This is a genomic window from Methylotenera versatilis 7 (assembly GCF_000799165.1).
Lineage (GTDB): Bacteria > Pseudomonadota > Gammaproteobacteria > Burkholderiales > Methylophilaceae > Methylotenera_A > Methylotenera_A versatilis_A.
Map to the genome: position 1 here is coordinate 1,240,747 of NZ_JUGF01000002.1, position 17,309 is coordinate 1,258,055.

Genomic DNA, 17,309 nt, shown 5'->3' on the forward strand with positions numbered 1-17,309 from the left:
ACGCTGTTTTTTATATGAATGACATAAAGTAATAAAGGATTCAACGATGAAACCAACTGAGACGAAACCATCTAGCCAGCGATCTAAAATCGTGATTGTAGAAGACCAGCCAGAAATAAGGCTACTCTTAAGAATGACGCTTGAGATCAACGACTATGAAATTTTTGAAGCTGGCGATGCGCAAATGGGTTTGCATTTAATTGAAAGGGTTGAGCCTGACTTGATTTTATTGGATGTCATGATGCCGGGCGAGATAAATGGATTCATACTATGCGAGATGCTCAAGTCGACAAGCTGGTCTGAAAATATTCCAATTATCTTTTTAACAGGCGCTGATTCTGATGAGGATCGTAAAGCAGGCTTGCAATCTGGCGCTAGTCACTACTTGGTTAAACCTTTTTTACCAGAAAAAGTAGTATCACTTTGTGAAGAGATACTTGGTAAAAAATAGGTGGATCTTGGTTTTTCGGGAGATGAGGCTAATCGTTTTTATTCGCTGACGGGTAATTCTATGAGGTGTCTTTTCTGCGGAAAATCAGGCGCAGAGAGTATCGAATAAAACATGCTAGCAGTGCTAGTCGCCGAGTTGATAGCATTTGCAAAAAAAGCTCAAGACGTGCCCATTTTCATTTTGTGAGCGTTATTGAAAGCATAGCTCTTGCTAGTTTAGTGATGGAAGGCGTTGTGATTGGCGTGGCTGTGTGTATAGCCGTATGCCAACACCTTAATATGTATCATCCTTCATAAATCTGCCTAATCTGCTGCCGAGCAGGTATCCGACTGAAATCCATATAGTTGCGATACTCACTACAATTAACCAGTTATTAACATACATTTATCTCTCCCGAACTAAATCCTTGGGCTCATCAAAGCTATGCAAGTATTCAGTAGTTTTTGATAAAAACATTAACCTTATCTGACAAATGAATATATTTCAAATTTTTCATTTATTTCATAAATTTCATTTTATACCAGAATTATTCGTATGGGTGCAATTATTTATCGGCAATTTATATACATTGAGGCTTATTCAACTATCAGGTGAAAAATCATTTTTCTGAGCATTAATGCTGACGAATACCTAAATTAAATTTATACAGGTGAGGCCTTTGCATGGCCTCACCTGGGTATAGATAACTCAACTTGAGCGCTTCAATTTTTTTGCCGCGATAACGGGTTAGCTCCCTGTTTTCCCTGTTAGATAACTATGTTTAGCAAGGTTGTGATGATTCAGACATTACCAGATGCGATAGGTCTGACCAGTCTGACGTCCGTCAATACTTTTACGGAAAGCCAAAGCGACTTTTTCGCCTGGTGCAGGGTCAGTGCCTGAGAAATAGGCGCCATACACATCTAGTGATTCTTTAAGCATGGTTGGACTGACAGAGTTGATGCGTTTGCCGTTGTTAAGCTCAATCGCTGCGCCGCGGATGAAGCCATCAATGGCTGCATTAACTGTTGATGCATTTGCACCATAAACAATCGGATCATGGCTTAAGCTGCCACTTGTGAGTGTAATAGACCCGCCATCGTTGAGATAATGTTGACCAACTAAAGCAAGATTGACTTGCCCAAGCAGCTTGTCATGCAGGCCAATTTTGAACTGCTCCGCTGTCATCTCACCTAATAAACCAAAATGTGCATTACCCGCTACAGATACGATGGCGTCGACTTTACCAACTTTCTCAAATAATGCTTTAACACTGTTTTCGTCAGTAATATCTACTTGATATTGGCCTTTTGTTTTACCTACTTCAATGATTTCGTGATTTGTGCCTAACTCTTTTACGACTAATTTACCGATAGTACCTGATGCGCCTACGACTAATACTTTCATGATGATCTCCTGTAATTGATATATGAAATAACGATGGTAATTGTCTACTCTTTATCTATGATGATAAATAACCTATCATTTAAATAACTATTAATTAAGAGTTAATAATGCTTGATCGTTTATTGGGTATGGAAATCTTCGTTGGGGTTGTTGATCTGGGAAGTTTTACCGCTGCGGCTAATCACTTCAAAATGTCTACGCCCATGGTGACTAAGCACATTCAGGAGCTTGAGTTACGGTTAGGGATAAGCTTGCTTGCGCGAACCACAAGAAGGCACCATTTGACAGAAGCCGGTCAAAAATATTATGACAGTTGCAAAGAGATTCTTGGCTCAATCAAGCTGGCTGAATCTGGTGCCGAGGAGATGGGTCTGTCAGCCCGAGGCAAGTTGCGGGTTACAGCTTCACTTTGGTTCGGCGCAATTAGCCTTGCTCCAGTGGTGGCCGATTATCTGAATAAACATAAGAATGTGACGATTGAATTATCCCTGACGGATAGATTTGTCGATATAGTCGATGAGGGCTACGATGTTGCCATTCGTATCGGTGAGTTGGCGGACTCATCGTTGATAGCCAGAAAGATAAGTGATTTTGATATCACCATCTGTGCTTCGCCTGAATATCTTAATCAATACGGAACACCAAAAGCCCCATCTGATTTACTTAATCATCAATGTTTAGGTTTCACCAATTGGCGAAGCCCAAGTGGCTGGAAGCATGTTGCCAAAGAGCTTAGTTCAAAAAAAGGTCAAGCTCCAAGATTTGAATCTAACAATGTTCAAGCTTTGCGTGTTGCCGCACTGAAAGGGCTGGGGATTATTATGATGCCTAAGGATTTGCTTGCAGAGGATTTGAAGCAGGGTAGTTTGATTGAAATACTGAAGAGTGATATCCCGCCGACCAGGCCTATTCATGCTGTTTATCCTAGGGAAGGACAATCAGTGCGAAAGTTGACTACCTTCGTCGACTTTTTATTAGAAGAATTTAAAATGTGACAGTCGGTTTTACGGGTTCGATATTCGTAGGTTCTATAAAGTCTAAATGGAAGTGGCTAAGCCATTTTCTAACAATTCATTCAGTTGTGAAATTGGTATTGGTTGGCTAAACAAGTAACCCTGAAAGTGTTCACAGCCCTTATTTAATAGCAGTTGTAGTTGTTCTTCTGTTTCTACACCCTCAGCAATGACATTCAAATCCAGGCTTTTTGCCATGCAAATAATGGTACGTACAATCGCTCTGTCACTACTATCGGCGACTAAATCGCGTACAAACGATTGATCGATTTTTAACTGAACTAAAGGTAGTCGTTTAAGGTATTGCAAGCATGAATAGCCGGTACCAAAGTCATCCAACGAAAACTGAATGCCGATCTTATTTAGAGCACTCATGATTGCGATAGTCTCGTCAATGTTTTCAAGCAAAAAGCTTTCTGTGAGCTCGATTTTAAGTTGTAATGGATTAATAGCGTGGCGTTTAATCACATCTTTCAAGTGCGTTACAAATTCAGCCTGGTGAAACTGCTTAGCGCTTACATTCACTGAAAGTGTTAAATCACGTGTTTTTGCGTTTTGTTGCCATGTTTTCAGCTGACTACAAGCAGTTTCTATAACCCATTGACCGATAGGTAAAATTAAGCCTGTCTCTTCGGCAAGTGGGATAAACTCAGCAGGTGATATAAAGCCGCGCTCAGGATGCTCCCAGCGAATGAGCGTTTCAGCGCCTAGTATGTGATGAGAGCGGTCTACTTGGATTTGATAAAACAGTTTAAATTGCTGATTTTCAAGTGCTTTTCGTAGTTCGTGTTCTATGTCAACGCGGTTATTTACTGCATCTTGCATCTGTGGATCAAAAAAACGCAGCGTGTTGCGCCCAGCTTTTTTGGCTTGATACATGGCAATATCCGCATGTTTCAATAATTCTTCCACAGCTTGACTATGCCCGTTAAAAAGTACTACACCAATACTTGCGGTATTTTGATACTCTTTTTCACCAAGTTGGTAAGGTTGTTGTAGGGCAGCTAAAATCTTTTCGCCAATAATCTCTGCCTGTGTTGCGGCCATAGTGTCTTGGCTACTCAAGTCTTCAATTAATACCACGAACTCATCACCGCCTAAACGTGCAACGGTATCATCTTCAAGCAGACAGGTTGTCAAGCGAGCTGCGGCTTGGCGTAATAGTGAGTCACCCGCGTCATGACCATGGGAATCATTCAGTATTTTAAAGTTATCAAGATCGAGAAACAGCAATGCGCCATATCTATCGCTATGCGCGCTGGCCGCTAATGCCTGTTTGAGCCGATCAAGTAAAAGCTGCCTATTGGGTAACTGTGTAAGAGAGTCATAGAACGCCAGATTTTCAATGATATATTCTGCTTTCTTGCGTTCACTGATATCCTGAATGATGGCAATACCACCTACGACATTTTCGTTGCTATCCAGTGAAGGTGCGCAAATCAGCGATACCCATATATTGGCGTCGCTATAAGTTGCACTATAACGACCTTCATAATGGCCAACTTCACCTAACAGCGCTTTTTCTAGCGCGGAGAAAACTGATTGATCCTTGAGAGATTTCAAATCAATTCCGGCAATATTGTCGACTGAATTTTGCAGAAGGTCAGCGAAGCGCTTGTTACAAAATGTGATGGTGAAGTTTGTATCGTAATGAAAGATGCCCACTGGCGAATGGTTCAGAAGCAAACGAAATCGCTCTTCGCTTGCCCTCACTACCTCTTCGCGAGCAGCGGCTTCAACATGCAAAGAAATATTTTCGCGCATATTGCGGTTAATATGCCACGTGCTTGCTAGCATAAATCCAAAATATAACAAGACAGCAACCGACATTGCCATTGAGATGCTATCTCCGGCAACAAATAGTCGAACCATCGTTGGCACTATAATCAATACCGCAAAGGAAACCGCGCAAACTAAGTCCGCCGAAAACGCGATAATGCCACCAGCGGTTAAACCAGCAAGCATAAAGATTAAAAATAATTGGTGTTGAGGTGAGTCAGCGGGAAAAAGTAAGACGCCAGACGCGCCCCACAAAGCGCCAACAATGAAAATTAATAAACGATACCTTTTCAGCCAGCTTTGACTGTCAGTTGCTTTATTTACATTGGAACGTAAATAAGTCGCAATGAGCGCTGCACGCGCGAGCGAGAAAAAGATAATGAGAGAAAGCCATGGATAAATTATTGTATAGCTGATTACATTCCGCTGTATATAAGCAAGCAGCAAAGCCAGAAGTATGCTGGTCACCAGCGATGCTCTGCCTACCGAAAATAGCTGACTTGTGAGTTTTGATTGTATGGTGGATTGTTTGTCAAAACCGCTTATATTGTTATTCATTATTATCTATTTACGTAATGCCAAAACGGCAAAAAAGTTATTAGGCTGCGCTTTAATGCAAGGGATTATGCCTTAAGAAGTTTATTGGCTCAACAAACTAAATTTTAAGTTTCTAGACAGAGTACATTTTTTGTAGGGCATTGACGTATATCTATAGCTTTGCATAGTTCTGATTTTATTCAGGGATGTAATAATGCAATACCAGCATAAGAAGTGCTAGTATTTATTAAGGTAAATGAGGATTTCATGTATCTAAGCCCAACCTAGCTCGGAGGTAAGCTGATATGAACACATTGTCTTCTACAAAAGGTGTTTTGTTCGATTTAGATGGCGTGCTGTATATTGGACCGCATGCTGTCGAAGGCGCTATTGAAGCGGTGGCAAAAATTCAGACTAGCGGCATACAATGTAGGTTTGTCACCAACACCAGTACGCTGTCATTGCGATCGTTAGCGCAAAAGATTAATGCATTAGGTTTTTCAATTCCTGCTAATCAAATTATCAGCGCGCCTCAAGCCACTTATCTTTATTTGAAACGTCAGCAGCATCCCGTTTGCCGTTTGTTATTGGCAGAAAATGTAATGCAGGACTTTAAAGAGTTTATACGGCCTGACAAGCAGGTGAGTCACATCGTGATAGGCGATATTGGAGATAAATGGACTTACACTTTATTAAATGAAGTTTTCAATGACCTGATGCAAGGAGCAAAACTTATCGCTATCCATAAAAATCGGCTCTGGCAAACAGAACATGGTTTGCAAATGGATATAGGTGGCTTTGTCTATGCGTTGGAATACGCGAGTGGCATTAAAGCGATGATTATCGGTAAGCCTTCTCCAGATTTCTTTCAAATCGCTTTAAATGATATGGCGCTAAAGTCTTCCGAAGTTGCAATCATCGGCGATGACATTGATGTGGACGTTGGAGGTGGGCAACAGGTTGGTTTAAAAGGCATTTTGGTTAAAACTGGTAAATACCGACAAAATTATACGGAGGCATCTACCGTTAAGCCGGATTTAATTATTGACTCAATAGCAGATTTACCTAAACTGCTAGGCTTGTAATTTAAACAAGGCTGAGGTTTTATGACCTCAGCCTTGTTTGTTATCTAGTACCTGTTCTGAATTTTGTTGCCTCTTCCCAGCCACTAGTCGCGTTTCCTGTGCTGTAAGAATGCGCACCAGCGCCAGCCAAGTGTCCTTTATCTACAATCAGGTATTCTTCACGTATCGGGCGACCTTCAAACCAGCATTCCAAAATCTCACGCGTACCTGCTGCATAGCGTGCTTGTGCGCTTAAGCTAGTGCCGGAAACATGCGGAGTCATGCCATGGTGCGGCATAGTACGCCAGATATGATTCTGTGGTGCAGGTTGTGGGAACCACACATCGCCAGCATAACCCGCTAACTGCCCACTTTCCAGCGCTCGTGCGATTGCATCACGGTCACAAATTTTGCCACGCGCAGTGTTAATGATATAGGCGCCACGCTTCATTTTGGCGATCATCCTGTCATCGAACATATGCTCGGTTTCTGGGTGTAGCGGGCAGTTGATGGTGACTACATCACATACCTTAACCATAGATTCAACATCCGTGTGGAAGGTCAGATTAAGTTCTTTTTCAATCTCTGGCGATAAGCGATATCTGTCGGTGTAATGTAATTTCACATCAAACGCTTTTAGTCTTCTGAGCACCGCTAAACCAATGCGACCAGCTGCCACTGTGCCAACATCCATCCCTTCAAGGTCATAAGAGCGTTGCACACAATCGGCAATATTCCAACCACCTTTAATCACCCATTGATACGAAGGGATATAGTTGCGCACCAAACTTAAAATCATCATCACTACGTGTTCAGAAACGCTGATGCTATTACTGTAACTCACCTCAGCAACTGTGACGCCGTGCTTGATGGCGGCCTGCAGGTCAATATGGTCAGAGCCGATACCTGCAGTAATCGCCAGTTTGAGCTTTGGTGCCTTGGCAAAGCGCTCTTCTGTTAAATAGGCTGGCCAGAAAGGCTGTGAGATGATGATGTCAGTGTCGGCTAGTTCTTTTTCTAATCGAGAGTTAGGCCCATCTTTGTCAGATGTCACTACCAATTGATGCCCAAGAGATTCAAGGAATTTGCGCAGCCCCAGTTCGCCAGATACACTGCCTAGCAACTGCCCTGCTTTGAAGTCGATAGACCTCGGGGTGGGGAGTGTCTGGCCACCGGGGTAAGTTTTAATTATCGGTACACTGTCACGTGCATAGGATTGCGGATAGCCAGTGACCGGATCATCGTATAGTACACAAAGTACTTTAGCCATTTCAGTCTCCTTGCTTAATTGTGTTTTCAGGCATTTTTTACCGAGAAGTATGAGTTTTTCAACTGATATTCCTTGGTTTCCGCCTGTTGACCAGCATCTTCCATCGTCACAGGAACATCACTCTTCTGCAGCACTTCCAGCGTGAATATTTTATTAGCAAAGAATGAAGACGCGCGTCACATAAAACACTATCTACGTTATAAATACGACAATTTTCCACAAAAAAAGTTTGCGTTTTGTATGACTTCTGTAGTCATTTTCAAAAGAAATAAAATCTTATATAGCGCCTTGCTTACATTGGGGATGAGGCCTCATTTACTTCAATAGCAAGCACAAAAAATCTGCACTTTTATGCAAGCAAAATGTCTCACTAATACGGCAAAATATAATTCAATTTTGGATCTAACTTTCAAAAAGGAGAACAAAAATGGCAGTTATTGACCGTGTACTAGTAGGAGAAGCACTCGTTATCGAAGATAGAGCAGATGGCCACGGTTTGGATTTACTGAATGTCGCCCACATAGACCTTATCATGGGGCCGCGCGGAAGCTATGCTGAACAGGCTTTCTGCCGTGCACTGACTGATCAGAAAGATGGTGCAAATGGCTTACTGGCAATCACAGCACCTAATATGATGACTAAGCCAGCTACTGTGATGTTTAATAAAGTGACCATTAAAAATGGCAAGCAGGCTTTACAGATGTTTGGTCCAGCACAACGCGGTGTATCCATGGCCGTAATGGACAGTGTGGCTGATGGCACAATTCCCAAAGATGAAGCGGAGAATGTCTTTATTTGTGTGGGTGTATTTATTGACCGCAAAGCCGATGATGACAAACGCGTGCAAGAGTGGAATTATCAAGCTACTAAGCAGGCAATCAAGAATGCTGTTGCACAGGAGCCAAGAGTTGACACTGTTCTGAAAGAGTACAAAGAAACAGTGCACCCATTTCAAGCTAAGCAATGATTTTTTTGATAACAGTCCTGATAAGTAGCTAACCGTTTGGCAGGAAGTGCTGATTGGGAATGGCAAAGAGATTGTTGCCATTCAATAATTGTTATCGATTCGAGTCACTGTTTAATTGCTCGCGTTTGGCTTGTTCGATTTGCGTTTTAATCTGTGAACACTTCGCAACTGAGAATTTAGCTTCAAGCGCATCCAAAAAAACGCGCGTGCGGGCGGGCATCAATCGGCGGCTAGGGAAAACAACCCAAGCTGTGACGGTGGGTAAATCCCAGTCTCCCAGCACCTGGACTAATTCACCGCTTCTCACATGCGGTTCGGCAAAGTAATCTGTCATGATTGCGATGCCTATGCCTGATAGCGCTAGGTTAATCAGTAATGCTGGCGAATTTGCGGTGGCGCGTCCGGGCGGTATGCCTTGCCAACGTTCTTCAGCACGTTTCATAAGCCAAGGCATGGGTTCGCCGTTGCGGGTAAGTAGATGCAATGCGTCATGCTCCATCAACGCCTCTGGCTCGGATGGTGCGCCGCGGCGCTGCAGATAGTCTGGTGAAGCGTACATTCCTACCGAAAGCGCAGCCAAGCGTCGCGCTACCAACGAAACATCATCGGATAAGTCACCCATGCGAATCGCCAAGTCGAAATTTTCACCAATCAAGTCTACCCGACGTGGAGAAATATCCACTTCGAGCGAAATGGCCGGATACTTAGCAATAAATTCTGCCATTAATGCACCTAGAACATTGTTGGCAAAATCCCCTGGCATCGATATACGTAGGCGGCCACTTGGCTCGGCTTGCCTGTGTTCGGTAAGCGCAAGTGCTGCCTCTACTTCTGCTGTAACTTGGTGGGCGTGTGATAGCACTGCATTACCAAAATCAGTGACGGTAAGCTTGCGTGTGGTGCGTAACAATAGTCGCTCGCCTAACTGAGATTCCAGTGCAGCCATGCGGCGCGACAGTGTCGATTTTGGCATTTTCAGGTACTCCGCCGCACGGCTGAAACTACCTTCGTCCACTACTCTAGCAAAAAGTAGTAGATCATTTGGTTCTAGCTTCATAAATATCTCTGTTCCATTAATGGAATAATTATATCCATTTTAATGACTTATGCATTAATTTTGGAACATATACAGTGTGAACATCGTAATCACAACCGAAAAGGATATCACCATGAAGATTCTACAAATTAATTCAAGTGCCCGTACTGAAGGCTCTCATTCCACCAAGTTGGCTAATGCGTTAATCGAGCGTTTGAGAGCAACACAATCGCAAGCTGAAGTTACTGTGCGCGATCTTGGTCGTACGCCTCATCCTATGCTGGATGAAACAGCATTACAGGCTTTGTTTACTCCTGCAGAACAGCGTACTCCTGAGCAAGCAGCTCGTGTGGCTTTAGATGATGCACTAATCGCGGAAATTCAGTTAGCGGATGTCGTGGTGTTAGGTGTGCCAATGTATAACTTTGGCGTGCCTGCCCAATTAAAAAGCTGGATTGACGCCATCTCACGTGCCCAAGTGACATTCCGTTATACAGAACAAGGGCCTGAAGGGTTGCTCAAGGGCAAAAAAGTATATGTCGTTTTGACAAGAGGTGGACTCTATCGCAATACACCGACCGATACTCAAACACCATACCTTAAAACATTATTTGGCTTTCTCGGTATGACTGACGTGCAATTCATGTATGCCGAAGGGTTGGCAATGGGACCGGAAGCAGAACAGACTGCGCTGGAATCAGCGCAGCAACAGATTGAAGAAGCTGTACTGGCATAACACCTAGGTCTTCGATAGGAATAAGGAGGTTTATCATGGCAAGTAACAATATCACTTCAATATTTCAGCAGGAAAATGTCACAAACTCACGTTCAGTAGAACAGTTGGTAGCAGGACAAGTTACTTCCGACGGCGCTGGTGTCAAATTGACAAGGGTGTTAACGCATCCACTGCAGCGTCGCCTTGATCCTTTCCTGATGCTCGATGCGTTCGGCACAGACAAGCCTGAAGATTACATCGGTGGTTTCCCTGACCATCCACATCGTGGATTTGAAACCATAAGCTATATGCTGGCTGGTCGCATGCGCCATCGAGACAGTGCAGGCCACGAAGGTTTGCTACAGCAAGGCGGCGTACAGTGGATGACCGCCGGGCGGGGTGTGGTACATTCAGAGTTGCCTGAGCAGGAAGAGGGTCGCATGGAAGGATTTCAGCTATGGTTGAATCTTAGTGCGAAAGATAAGATGCACATGCCGTGGTACCGCGACATTCAAAGTGAGAGTATTCCGGAATTCACTACGCCTGCGGGAGTAACTGTACGTGTGATTGCCGGCACTAGTCACGGTGTTGCCGGAGCCATGCAGCGCGAAACCACTGAGCCGTTGTATCTCGATCTGCATCTGCCGGCAGGTGCAAGTTTCGCACAGGGGCTGCCATCGGTGTTCAACGCATTTATTTATGTTTACCGTGGCGAAATACGGATTGGCGATAGACAGGTGCCGCAGCAGCGCATGGCTATTCTGAAGAATGCCACTGACCGCGATGGCGTTGTTTTGAGTGCAGATACCCCAGCACGCGTACTGCTAATAGCTGGCCGCCCGCTCAATGAGTCGATTGTGCAATATGGCCCATTCGTGATGAATACTCAGGAGCAGATTTTACAGGCCATTGACGACTATCGAGAAGGTCGCCTTGAAAATGGCTAAACGAATATAGTTAGTTATTTCTATCGAACAGTATGTAGTAAATATTATGAAAATCAATGACAGTTCTTGAATGGACAAAGGGCTAATTCCGTTTGGAATCAGCCCTTTGCATTTTATGGTGCGCCCGAAGAGATTCGAACTCCTGACCCCTTGGTTCGTAGCCAAGTACTCTATCCAGCTGAGCTACGGGCGCATTTGATTTAATTCAAATTATCAAGAAACGCATTATACGCGATAGCGCTTGTTTCTTAAAGGAGAAAGAGCAATTTTATGGAAATTTTAATAGTGGCGGAGAGCGAGGGATTCGAACCCTCGATACAGATTTAAGCCCGTATGCTTCCTTAGCAGGGAAGTGCCTTCGACCACTCGGCCAGCTCTCCGTTTATTAAAATCCACCTAATTACATCTTACTGAATTAAGGCCGCGATATTACTGGAAAATGTCTTAAAAATCAATTAAAAGTCGGCTTGTATAACGGTTAATTGCCGATTGTTTATTTTTAGGCGCTTTCTAATTCAAATGCTTTGTGTAATACACGTACAGCTAGTTCCATATATTTTTCATCAATCACCACTGCAATTTTGATTTCGCTGGTTGAAATCATTTGAATGTTGATGCCTTCTTCAGCAAGTGTGCGGAACATTTGGCTAGCGATACCAACGTGTGAGCGCATGCCCACACCGACAACCGATACTTTGGCGATACGGTCATCGCCGCTGATTTCGCGAGCATTGATATGGCCTTGTACTTTGTCGCGCAAAATAGCCAAAGCTTTATTCATCTCATTTTTATGTACGGTAAAGGTAAAGTCAGTTGTACCGTCTGCGCCCGTGTTTTGAATAATCATGTCAACATCGATATTGGCGTCAGCAATCGGGCCTAAAATTTGATAGGCAATGCCTGGTTTGTCTGGCACACCCAGCACAGTAATTTTGGCTTCGTCGCGATTAAACGCAATGCCTGAGATAATTGGGTTTTCCATGTTGTCGTCCTTGCTATCTTCTTCAAACGTTATAAGAGTGCCATCGCCTTCATCTTCAAAACTGGATAGCACACGTAACTTAACTTTATATTTACCTGCAAATTCTACAGAGCGTATTTGCAGTACTTTGCTGCCTTGGGATGCCAGTTCAAGCATCTCTTCAAATGTGATCGATTTTAAACGGCGCGCTTCAGGTACAACGCGTGGATCGGTTGTATAAACGCCATCTACATCTGTGTATATCTGGCATTCATCAGCACCAAGCGCGGCAGCAAGTGCTACGCCTGTAGTGTCTGACCCACCACGGCCAAGTGTTGTGATATTGCCTTTTTCATCAACACCTTGAAATCCTGCTACTACACAAACATAACCTGCATCCAGGTCTGCTTTTAGGTTGTGTTGATCGATGCTTAAAATACGTGCCTTGGTGTGCGCATTATCCGTCAGTATTTTTACTTGCGCACCGGTGTAGCTTTTGGCTTTAATGCCTAAGTCTATCAACGCTAAAGCAGTCATGCTGATGGTGACTTGCTCGCCTGTTGAAACCATCATGTCTAGTTCTCGCGGGCTAGGGTCTGCCATGATTTCTTTGGCCAGGCCAATTAAGCGGTTGGTTTCGCCAGACATTGCTGAAACGACCACAACGACTTGGTGACCCATGGATTTGTAGCGCGCGACACGCCTTGCAACATTGCGGATCCGCTCAGGATTCGCAACAGAAGTACCGCCGTATTTTTGTACAATTAATGCCATTTTTAACTCTTAAGTTTTATCAAAGTTTTATATTCATTTACTGAGTTATATTAACTTGCTAGTAATCCAATCTTTTACGCTTGCCAGCGCTTTTGGTAACTGGCTTGCATCTGTACCACCCGCCATCGCCATGTCCGGTTTGCCGCCGCCTTTGCCGCCTACTTGATTGGCAACAAAATTCACCAAATCACCGGCTTTAATTCTGGCAATTATATCTGGTGTGATGCCCGCTGCCACACTCACTTTGCCGTCATTTACGCTAGCCAAAACAATCGCAGCAGATTTTAACTTGTCTTTTAGTTTATCCATCGTTTCACGCAAGGCGTTCGCGTCTGCGCCTTCTAACATAGCTGACAACACTTTAATACCTGCAACATCCAGCGCTTGAGCACTTAAATCATCACCCTGACTACTGGCCAATTTTGATTTTAAGCGTGCTAATTCTTTTTCTAATGATTTTGCATGATCAGATAATTGCGCTACTTTATTGGCGACTTCAGACGTTGGTACTTTTAACTCACTTGCCAGTTGGAAAATTAACGCTTGCTGTGCGTTAATTAATTTTAATGCGCCATTGCCAGTAGTCGCTTCAACGCGGCGTACACCAGAGGCAACACCGCTTTCGCCGATTATTTTAAATAATCCAATATCGCCCGTTCTTTGCACGTGTGTACCGCCACATAACTCACGGCTTGAACCAATATCTAATACGCGGACTTCATCGCCATATTTTTCGCCAAACAGCATCATTGCACCGGTTTTTTGTGCAGATTCAATATCCATCACCCGTGCTTGCGTGGCGGCATTGCTTAAAATCTCAGCATTTACAATGGCTTCCACTTTGGCGATTTCAACATCGGTCATTGGTGCATTGTGTACAAAGTCAAAACGCGTTTTATCAGCATCAACCAAGCTACCTTTTTGTTGTACATGCTCGCCCAGCACCTCGCGCAAAGCTTTGTGCATTAAGTGTGTGGCAGAGTGGTTGCGCATCGTGTCGGCACGCGATGCCATATCCACGCTGGCTTTTAGTGTATCACCAACATTCAAGGTGCCAGTTTTTAAGATGCCATGATGTCCAAAAACCGCGGCCTGGATTTTTTGTGTATCTTCTACTGCAAAAATACCATTTTCACTTTTTAATAGACCATTGTCGCCAATTTGGCCGCCAGATTCAGCGTAAAACGGTGTGGTATCTAATACGACAACGCCTTGCTCACCTTCGTTTAAAGACTGCACCGCAATACTGTCTTTATAAAGTGCCAAAACTGTGGCGCTTGAGTCTAGTGAATCATAGCCTTTAAATTCGGTGCTATTGCCTGAATATTCAAGATTAGCTGCCATTCTGAATTTGCCAGCTGAGCGCGCTTGCTCTTTTTGACGCGCCATGGCGGCATTAAATGCTTCGGTATCTACTGAAACATTACGTTCGCGGCAAATATCGGCGGTTAAATCTAATGGAAAACCATAAGTGTCATGCAGTTTAAAGGCGGTTTCGCCATTGAAAATACCTTTAGTTGCCGCTAACTCAGTCTCTAAAATCGTCATGCCATTTTCAATAGTCTCAAAGAAGCGGTCTTCCTCCAGCTTAAGCATGTCAGTAATACGTGCTTGATTTGCAATCAGCTCAGGATAAGCCAAGCCCATTTCAGCGACCAAATCTACAACCATTTTATGGAAAAACGATTTGCGGGCGCCAAGTTTGTAGCCATGACGAATTGCGCGACGGATAATGCGGCGCAACACATAGCCACGGCCTTCATTGCCTGGAATAACGCCATCTGCAATCAAGAATGAGCAGGCGCGAATATGGTCAGCCAATACTTTTAGGCTTGGACTGGTTAAGTCATTCGTTTTAGTTTCGCGTGCGGCGGCGGCGATTAAGGTGGTGAAAAGGTCAATTTCATAATTGGCATGAACATGTTGCAATACAGCTGAAATGCGCTCTAAACCCATGCCGGTATCGACACTTGGCTTAGGCAGTTTATGCATCACGCCCGCTTCATCGCGGTTAAATTGCATAAATACGTTATTCCAGATTTCAATGAAGCGGTCGCCGTCTTCATCAGGACTGCCAGGTGGGCCGCCAAAATGGTGTTCACCGTGGTCGTAGAAAATCTCTGTACACGGGCCGCAAGGTCCAGTGTCGCCCATCATCCAGAAGTTGTCGGATGCGTAACGTGAGCCTTTGTTATCGCCAATGCGGATAATGCGTTCTGCAGGAACGCCAATTGTTTTGTGCCAGATGTCGTAAGCTTCATCATCGTCAGCGTAAACAGTGACGGTGAGTTTGTCTTTAGGTAACTTAAAAACGTCGGTTAATAACTCCCATGCGTAGCTGATGGCTTCCACTTTGAAATAGTCGCCAAAACTGAAGTTGCCCAGCATTTCAAAAAACGTGTGGTGACGTGCGGTGTAACCGACGTTTTCCAAGTCATTATGTTTGCCACCTGCGCGTACACATTTCTGAGATGAAGTTGCGCGGGTGTAATTACGTTTATCAAAGCCTAAAAATACATCTTTGAACTGGTTCATGCCAGCATTGGTAAATAGCAGGGTAGGGTCGCCGTGCGGCACCAATGAGCTAGATGCAACGATTTCGTGGCCTTTGGAAGCAAAAAAATCTAAAAATGCTTGGCGGATTTCGTTTGAGCTAGGCGCTTTGCCAGGGATAGGGTTGCTTAATTTAATCGTCATCTGTTTGTAAATTCAGTACTTTTTTAATAGTGTCAAAGCCAAAGCCGCGGCTTTGTAAAAAACGGGCTTGTTTTGCCCATTCATCCCGATTGGCAGGTGCATTTTTATATTTTTTTTGCCAAATTTCTTTGGCACTTGCTAATTCCGTTTCTTTTAATTGCTCAATCGCACCTTCAATCAACGTGCTTTCAATGCCTTTTTCGCGTAATTCATGCACGATTTTACTACTGCCAAATTTCGCTCTGCGCGCATGCACCATTTGTTCGGTAAAGCGCGCGTCACTTAACCAGCCGCGTGTTTTAAAATCATCCAAAATGGCAGTAATACTATCCGCGTCTTCGTTTTCATCTAAGTAGGACTTAAGTTTCTGTCCTAACTCTTTATATGAATATTCTCGCTTGCCTAAATATTCCAGTGCGCGTTGACGCAATGGTTTTTCAGGGGCACTAGATTTTTTAAACATATTATTCAGCCTAAAAATGATGCTTTTTGAGCTGAATAAACAGTTAGTCGTCTTCAGTTCTAGGTGCTGTCATGCCGTCTGCTAATTGTTTAGCATTGGCACGAATTTTTGCTTCAATTTCGGCAGCCATTTCCGGGTGTTCGCGCAGATACTCTTTGGCATTTTCTTTACCCTGGCCGATTTTTTCACCATTGTAGCTATACCAAGCGCCGGCTTTTTCCACAAACTTCAGGTTAGAACCTAACTCAATCACTTCGCCTAAACGCGAAATACCTTCGCCGTACATAATGTCGAATTCCGCTTGTTTAAATGGCGGCGCGACTTTGTTTTTAATCACTTTTACGCGGGTTTCACTACCGGTGACTTCATCACCTTTTTTAATCGCGCCAGTACGGCGAATATCCAAGCGCACAGAGGCGTAGAACTTAAGTGCGTTGCCGCCAGTGGTCGTTTCCGGGTTGCCAAACATCACGCCGATTTTCATACGGATCTGGTTAATAAAAATCACCATCGTGTTGGTGCGTTTGATATTACCCGTAAGTTTACGCAAGGCTTGCGACATTAGTCGCGCTTGTAAACCCATGTGTGAGTCACCCATTTCGCCTTCAATTTCAGCGCGTGGTGTTAAAGCCGCAACCGAGTCGACCACCACAATATCTACAGAACCTGAACGCACTAACATATCCACGATTTCCAGTGCTTGTTCACCGGTATCTGGTTGTGAAATCAGTAAATCAGGCACATTAACGCCTAACTTAGCTGCATATTGCGGGTCTAGCGCATGTTCCGCATCAATAAATGCGGCGACACCACCTAGTTTTTGCATTTCTGCAATTACCGATAATGTTAAAGTTGTTTTGCCTGAAGATTCCGGGCCATAAATTTCAATTACACGGCCGCGTGGCAAACCGCCTATGCCTAATGCGATATCTAAGCCAAGCGAACCAGTGGAAACAGCTTGAATGTCTTCACCAATATCGGCATCGCCCATACGCATAATTGAGCCTTTGCCAAATTGTTTTTCAATTTGTGAAAGTGCGGCGGCGAGTGCTTTGCTTTTGTTGTCATCCATGTGGTTTTGCCTTTATTTTGAGGGACTTAATTAACTGCTAATTATTTCATAATTTGCGCTTAAACGTAAGCTTAACTGGGGATTATGCCAAGGTATTTATAGGCAAAAAATAATAATTGGCAGCACATATTGTCAACTTTCTAAACGGGAGTGCGTTTTTAATGAAGGGAGAGTTGT

The 17,309-nt window shown here is 43.9% G+C and carries 14 protein-coding genes and 2 tRNA genes; 6 read left to right on the forward strand and 10 right to left on the reverse strand.

Going from position 1 to position 17,309, the window contains the following annotated elements; all coding sequences use genetic code 11:
- Positions 1-46 precede the first annotated feature (46 nt).
- Positions 47-451: a response regulator gene (locus tag K370_RS10040; protein WP_052185227.1), complete on the forward strand. Its 405-nt coding sequence runs from the start codon at positions 47-49 to the stop codon at positions 449-451.
- Between the two features lie 786 nt (positions 452-1,237).
- Here K370_RS10040 and K370_RS10045 read toward each other — a convergent pair.
- Positions 1,238-1,837: a short chain dehydrogenase gene (locus tag K370_RS10045; protein WP_047541282.1), complete on the reverse strand. Its 600-nt coding sequence runs from the start codon at positions 1,835-1,837 to the stop codon at positions 1,238-1,240.
- A gap of 107 nt (positions 1,838-1,944) precedes the next feature.
- Between K370_RS10045 and K370_RS10050 the strand changes: the two genes are divergently transcribed.
- On the forward strand, positions 1,945-2,832 hold the full coding sequence (locus K370_RS10050) for a LysR family transcriptional regulator (RefSeq protein ID WP_047541283.1): 888 nt from the start codon (positions 1,945-1,947) through the stop codon (positions 2,830-2,832).
- A gap of 42 nt (positions 2,833-2,874) precedes the next feature.
- Here the strand turns inward: K370_RS10050 and K370_RS10055 are convergent, their stop codons facing one another.
- Complete coding sequence (locus tag K370_RS10055) at positions 2,875-5,187, reverse strand: putative bifunctional diguanylate cyclase/phosphodiesterase (RefSeq protein ID WP_047541285.1); 2,313 nt, start codon at positions 5,185-5,187, stop codon at positions 2,875-2,877.
- A gap of 284 nt (positions 5,188-5,471) precedes the next feature.
- On the opposite strand from K370_RS10055, the gene K370_RS10060 reads away from it, so the two are divergent.
- On the forward strand, positions 5,472-6,251 hold the full coding sequence (locus K370_RS10060) for a TIGR01458 family HAD-type hydrolase (protein WP_047541287.1): 780 nt from the start codon (positions 5,472-5,474) through the stop codon (positions 6,249-6,251).
- A 40-nt stretch (positions 6,252-6,291) separates the two neighbouring features.
- Here K370_RS10060 and K370_RS10065 read toward each other — a convergent pair whose 3' ends face one another.
- Complete coding sequence (locus K370_RS10065) at positions 6,292-7,500, reverse strand: NAD-dependent formate dehydrogenase (protein ID WP_047541289.1); 1,209 nt, start codon at positions 7,498-7,500, stop codon at positions 6,292-6,294.
- 427 nt (positions 7,501-7,927) lie between these two features.
- Here K370_RS10065 and fae point away from each other — a divergent pair, with 427 nt between their 5' ends.
- Complete coding sequence (fae, locus tag K370_RS10070) at positions 7,928-8,467, forward strand: formaldehyde-activating enzyme (RefSeq protein WP_047541290.1); 540 nt, start codon at positions 7,928-7,930, stop codon at positions 8,465-8,467.
- Positions 8,468-8,558: 91 nt separating this feature from the next.
- Here fae and K370_RS10075 read toward each other — a convergent pair whose 3' ends face one another.
- A complete protein-coding gene (locus K370_RS10075; RefSeq protein WP_047541291.1) occupies positions 8,559-9,524 on the reverse strand; it encodes a LysR family transcriptional regulator in 966 nt (321 codons plus the stop codon).
- A 112-nt stretch (positions 9,525-9,636) separates the two neighbouring features.
- On the opposite strand from K370_RS10075, the gene K370_RS10080 reads away from it, so the two are divergent.
- On the forward strand, positions 9,637-10,239 hold the full coding sequence (locus K370_RS10080) for an FMN-dependent NADH-azoreductase (protein ID WP_047541939.1): 603 nt from the start codon (positions 9,637-9,639) through the stop codon (positions 10,237-10,239).
- A gap of 35 nt (positions 10,240-10,274) precedes the next feature.
- Positions 10,275-11,165, forward strand: coding sequence for a pirin family protein (locus K370_RS10085; RefSeq protein ID WP_047541292.1), 891 nt, complete (start codon positions 10,275-10,277; stop codon positions 11,163-11,165).
- A gap of 116 nt (positions 11,166-11,281) precedes the next feature.
- Here the strand turns inward: K370_RS10085 and K370_RS10090 are convergent.
- The 6 genes from K370_RS10090 to recA all read right to left on the reverse strand — a co-directional run bounded on the left by K370_RS10090 (position 11,282) and on the right by recA (position 17,132).
- A tRNA-Arg gene (locus tag K370_RS10090) sits at positions 11,282-11,358 on the reverse strand.
- A 93-nt stretch (positions 11,359-11,451) separates the two neighbouring features.
- Positions 11,452-11,545, reverse strand: a tRNA-Ser gene (locus K370_RS10095).
- A gap of 119 nt (positions 11,546-11,664) precedes the next feature.
- Entirely contained in the window at positions 11,665-12,900 is a 1,236-nt protein-coding gene (locus K370_RS10100) for an aspartate kinase (protein ID WP_047541294.1), read from the reverse strand.
- Positions 12,901-12,945: 45 nt separating this feature from the next.
- Positions 12,946-15,597 (reverse strand): alanine--tRNA ligase, encoded by a 2,652-nt coding sequence (gene alaS / locus K370_RS10105; RefSeq protein ID WP_047541296.1) that lies wholly within the window; start codon positions 15,595-15,597, stop codon positions 12,946-12,948.
- A complete protein-coding gene (recX, locus tag K370_RS10110; RefSeq protein WP_047541299.1) occupies positions 15,587-16,060 on the reverse strand; it encodes a recombination regulator RecX in 474 nt (157 codons plus the stop codon). Before recX ends, alaS begins: the two co-directional genes overlap by 11 nt.
- A 43-nt stretch (positions 16,061-16,103) precedes the next feature.
- Positions 16,104-17,132: a recombinase RecA gene (gene recA / locus K370_RS10115; protein WP_047541300.1), complete on the reverse strand. Its 1,029-nt coding sequence runs from the start codon at positions 17,130-17,132 to the stop codon at positions 16,104-16,106.
- Between the last annotated feature and the right edge of the window lie 177 nt (positions 17,133-17,309).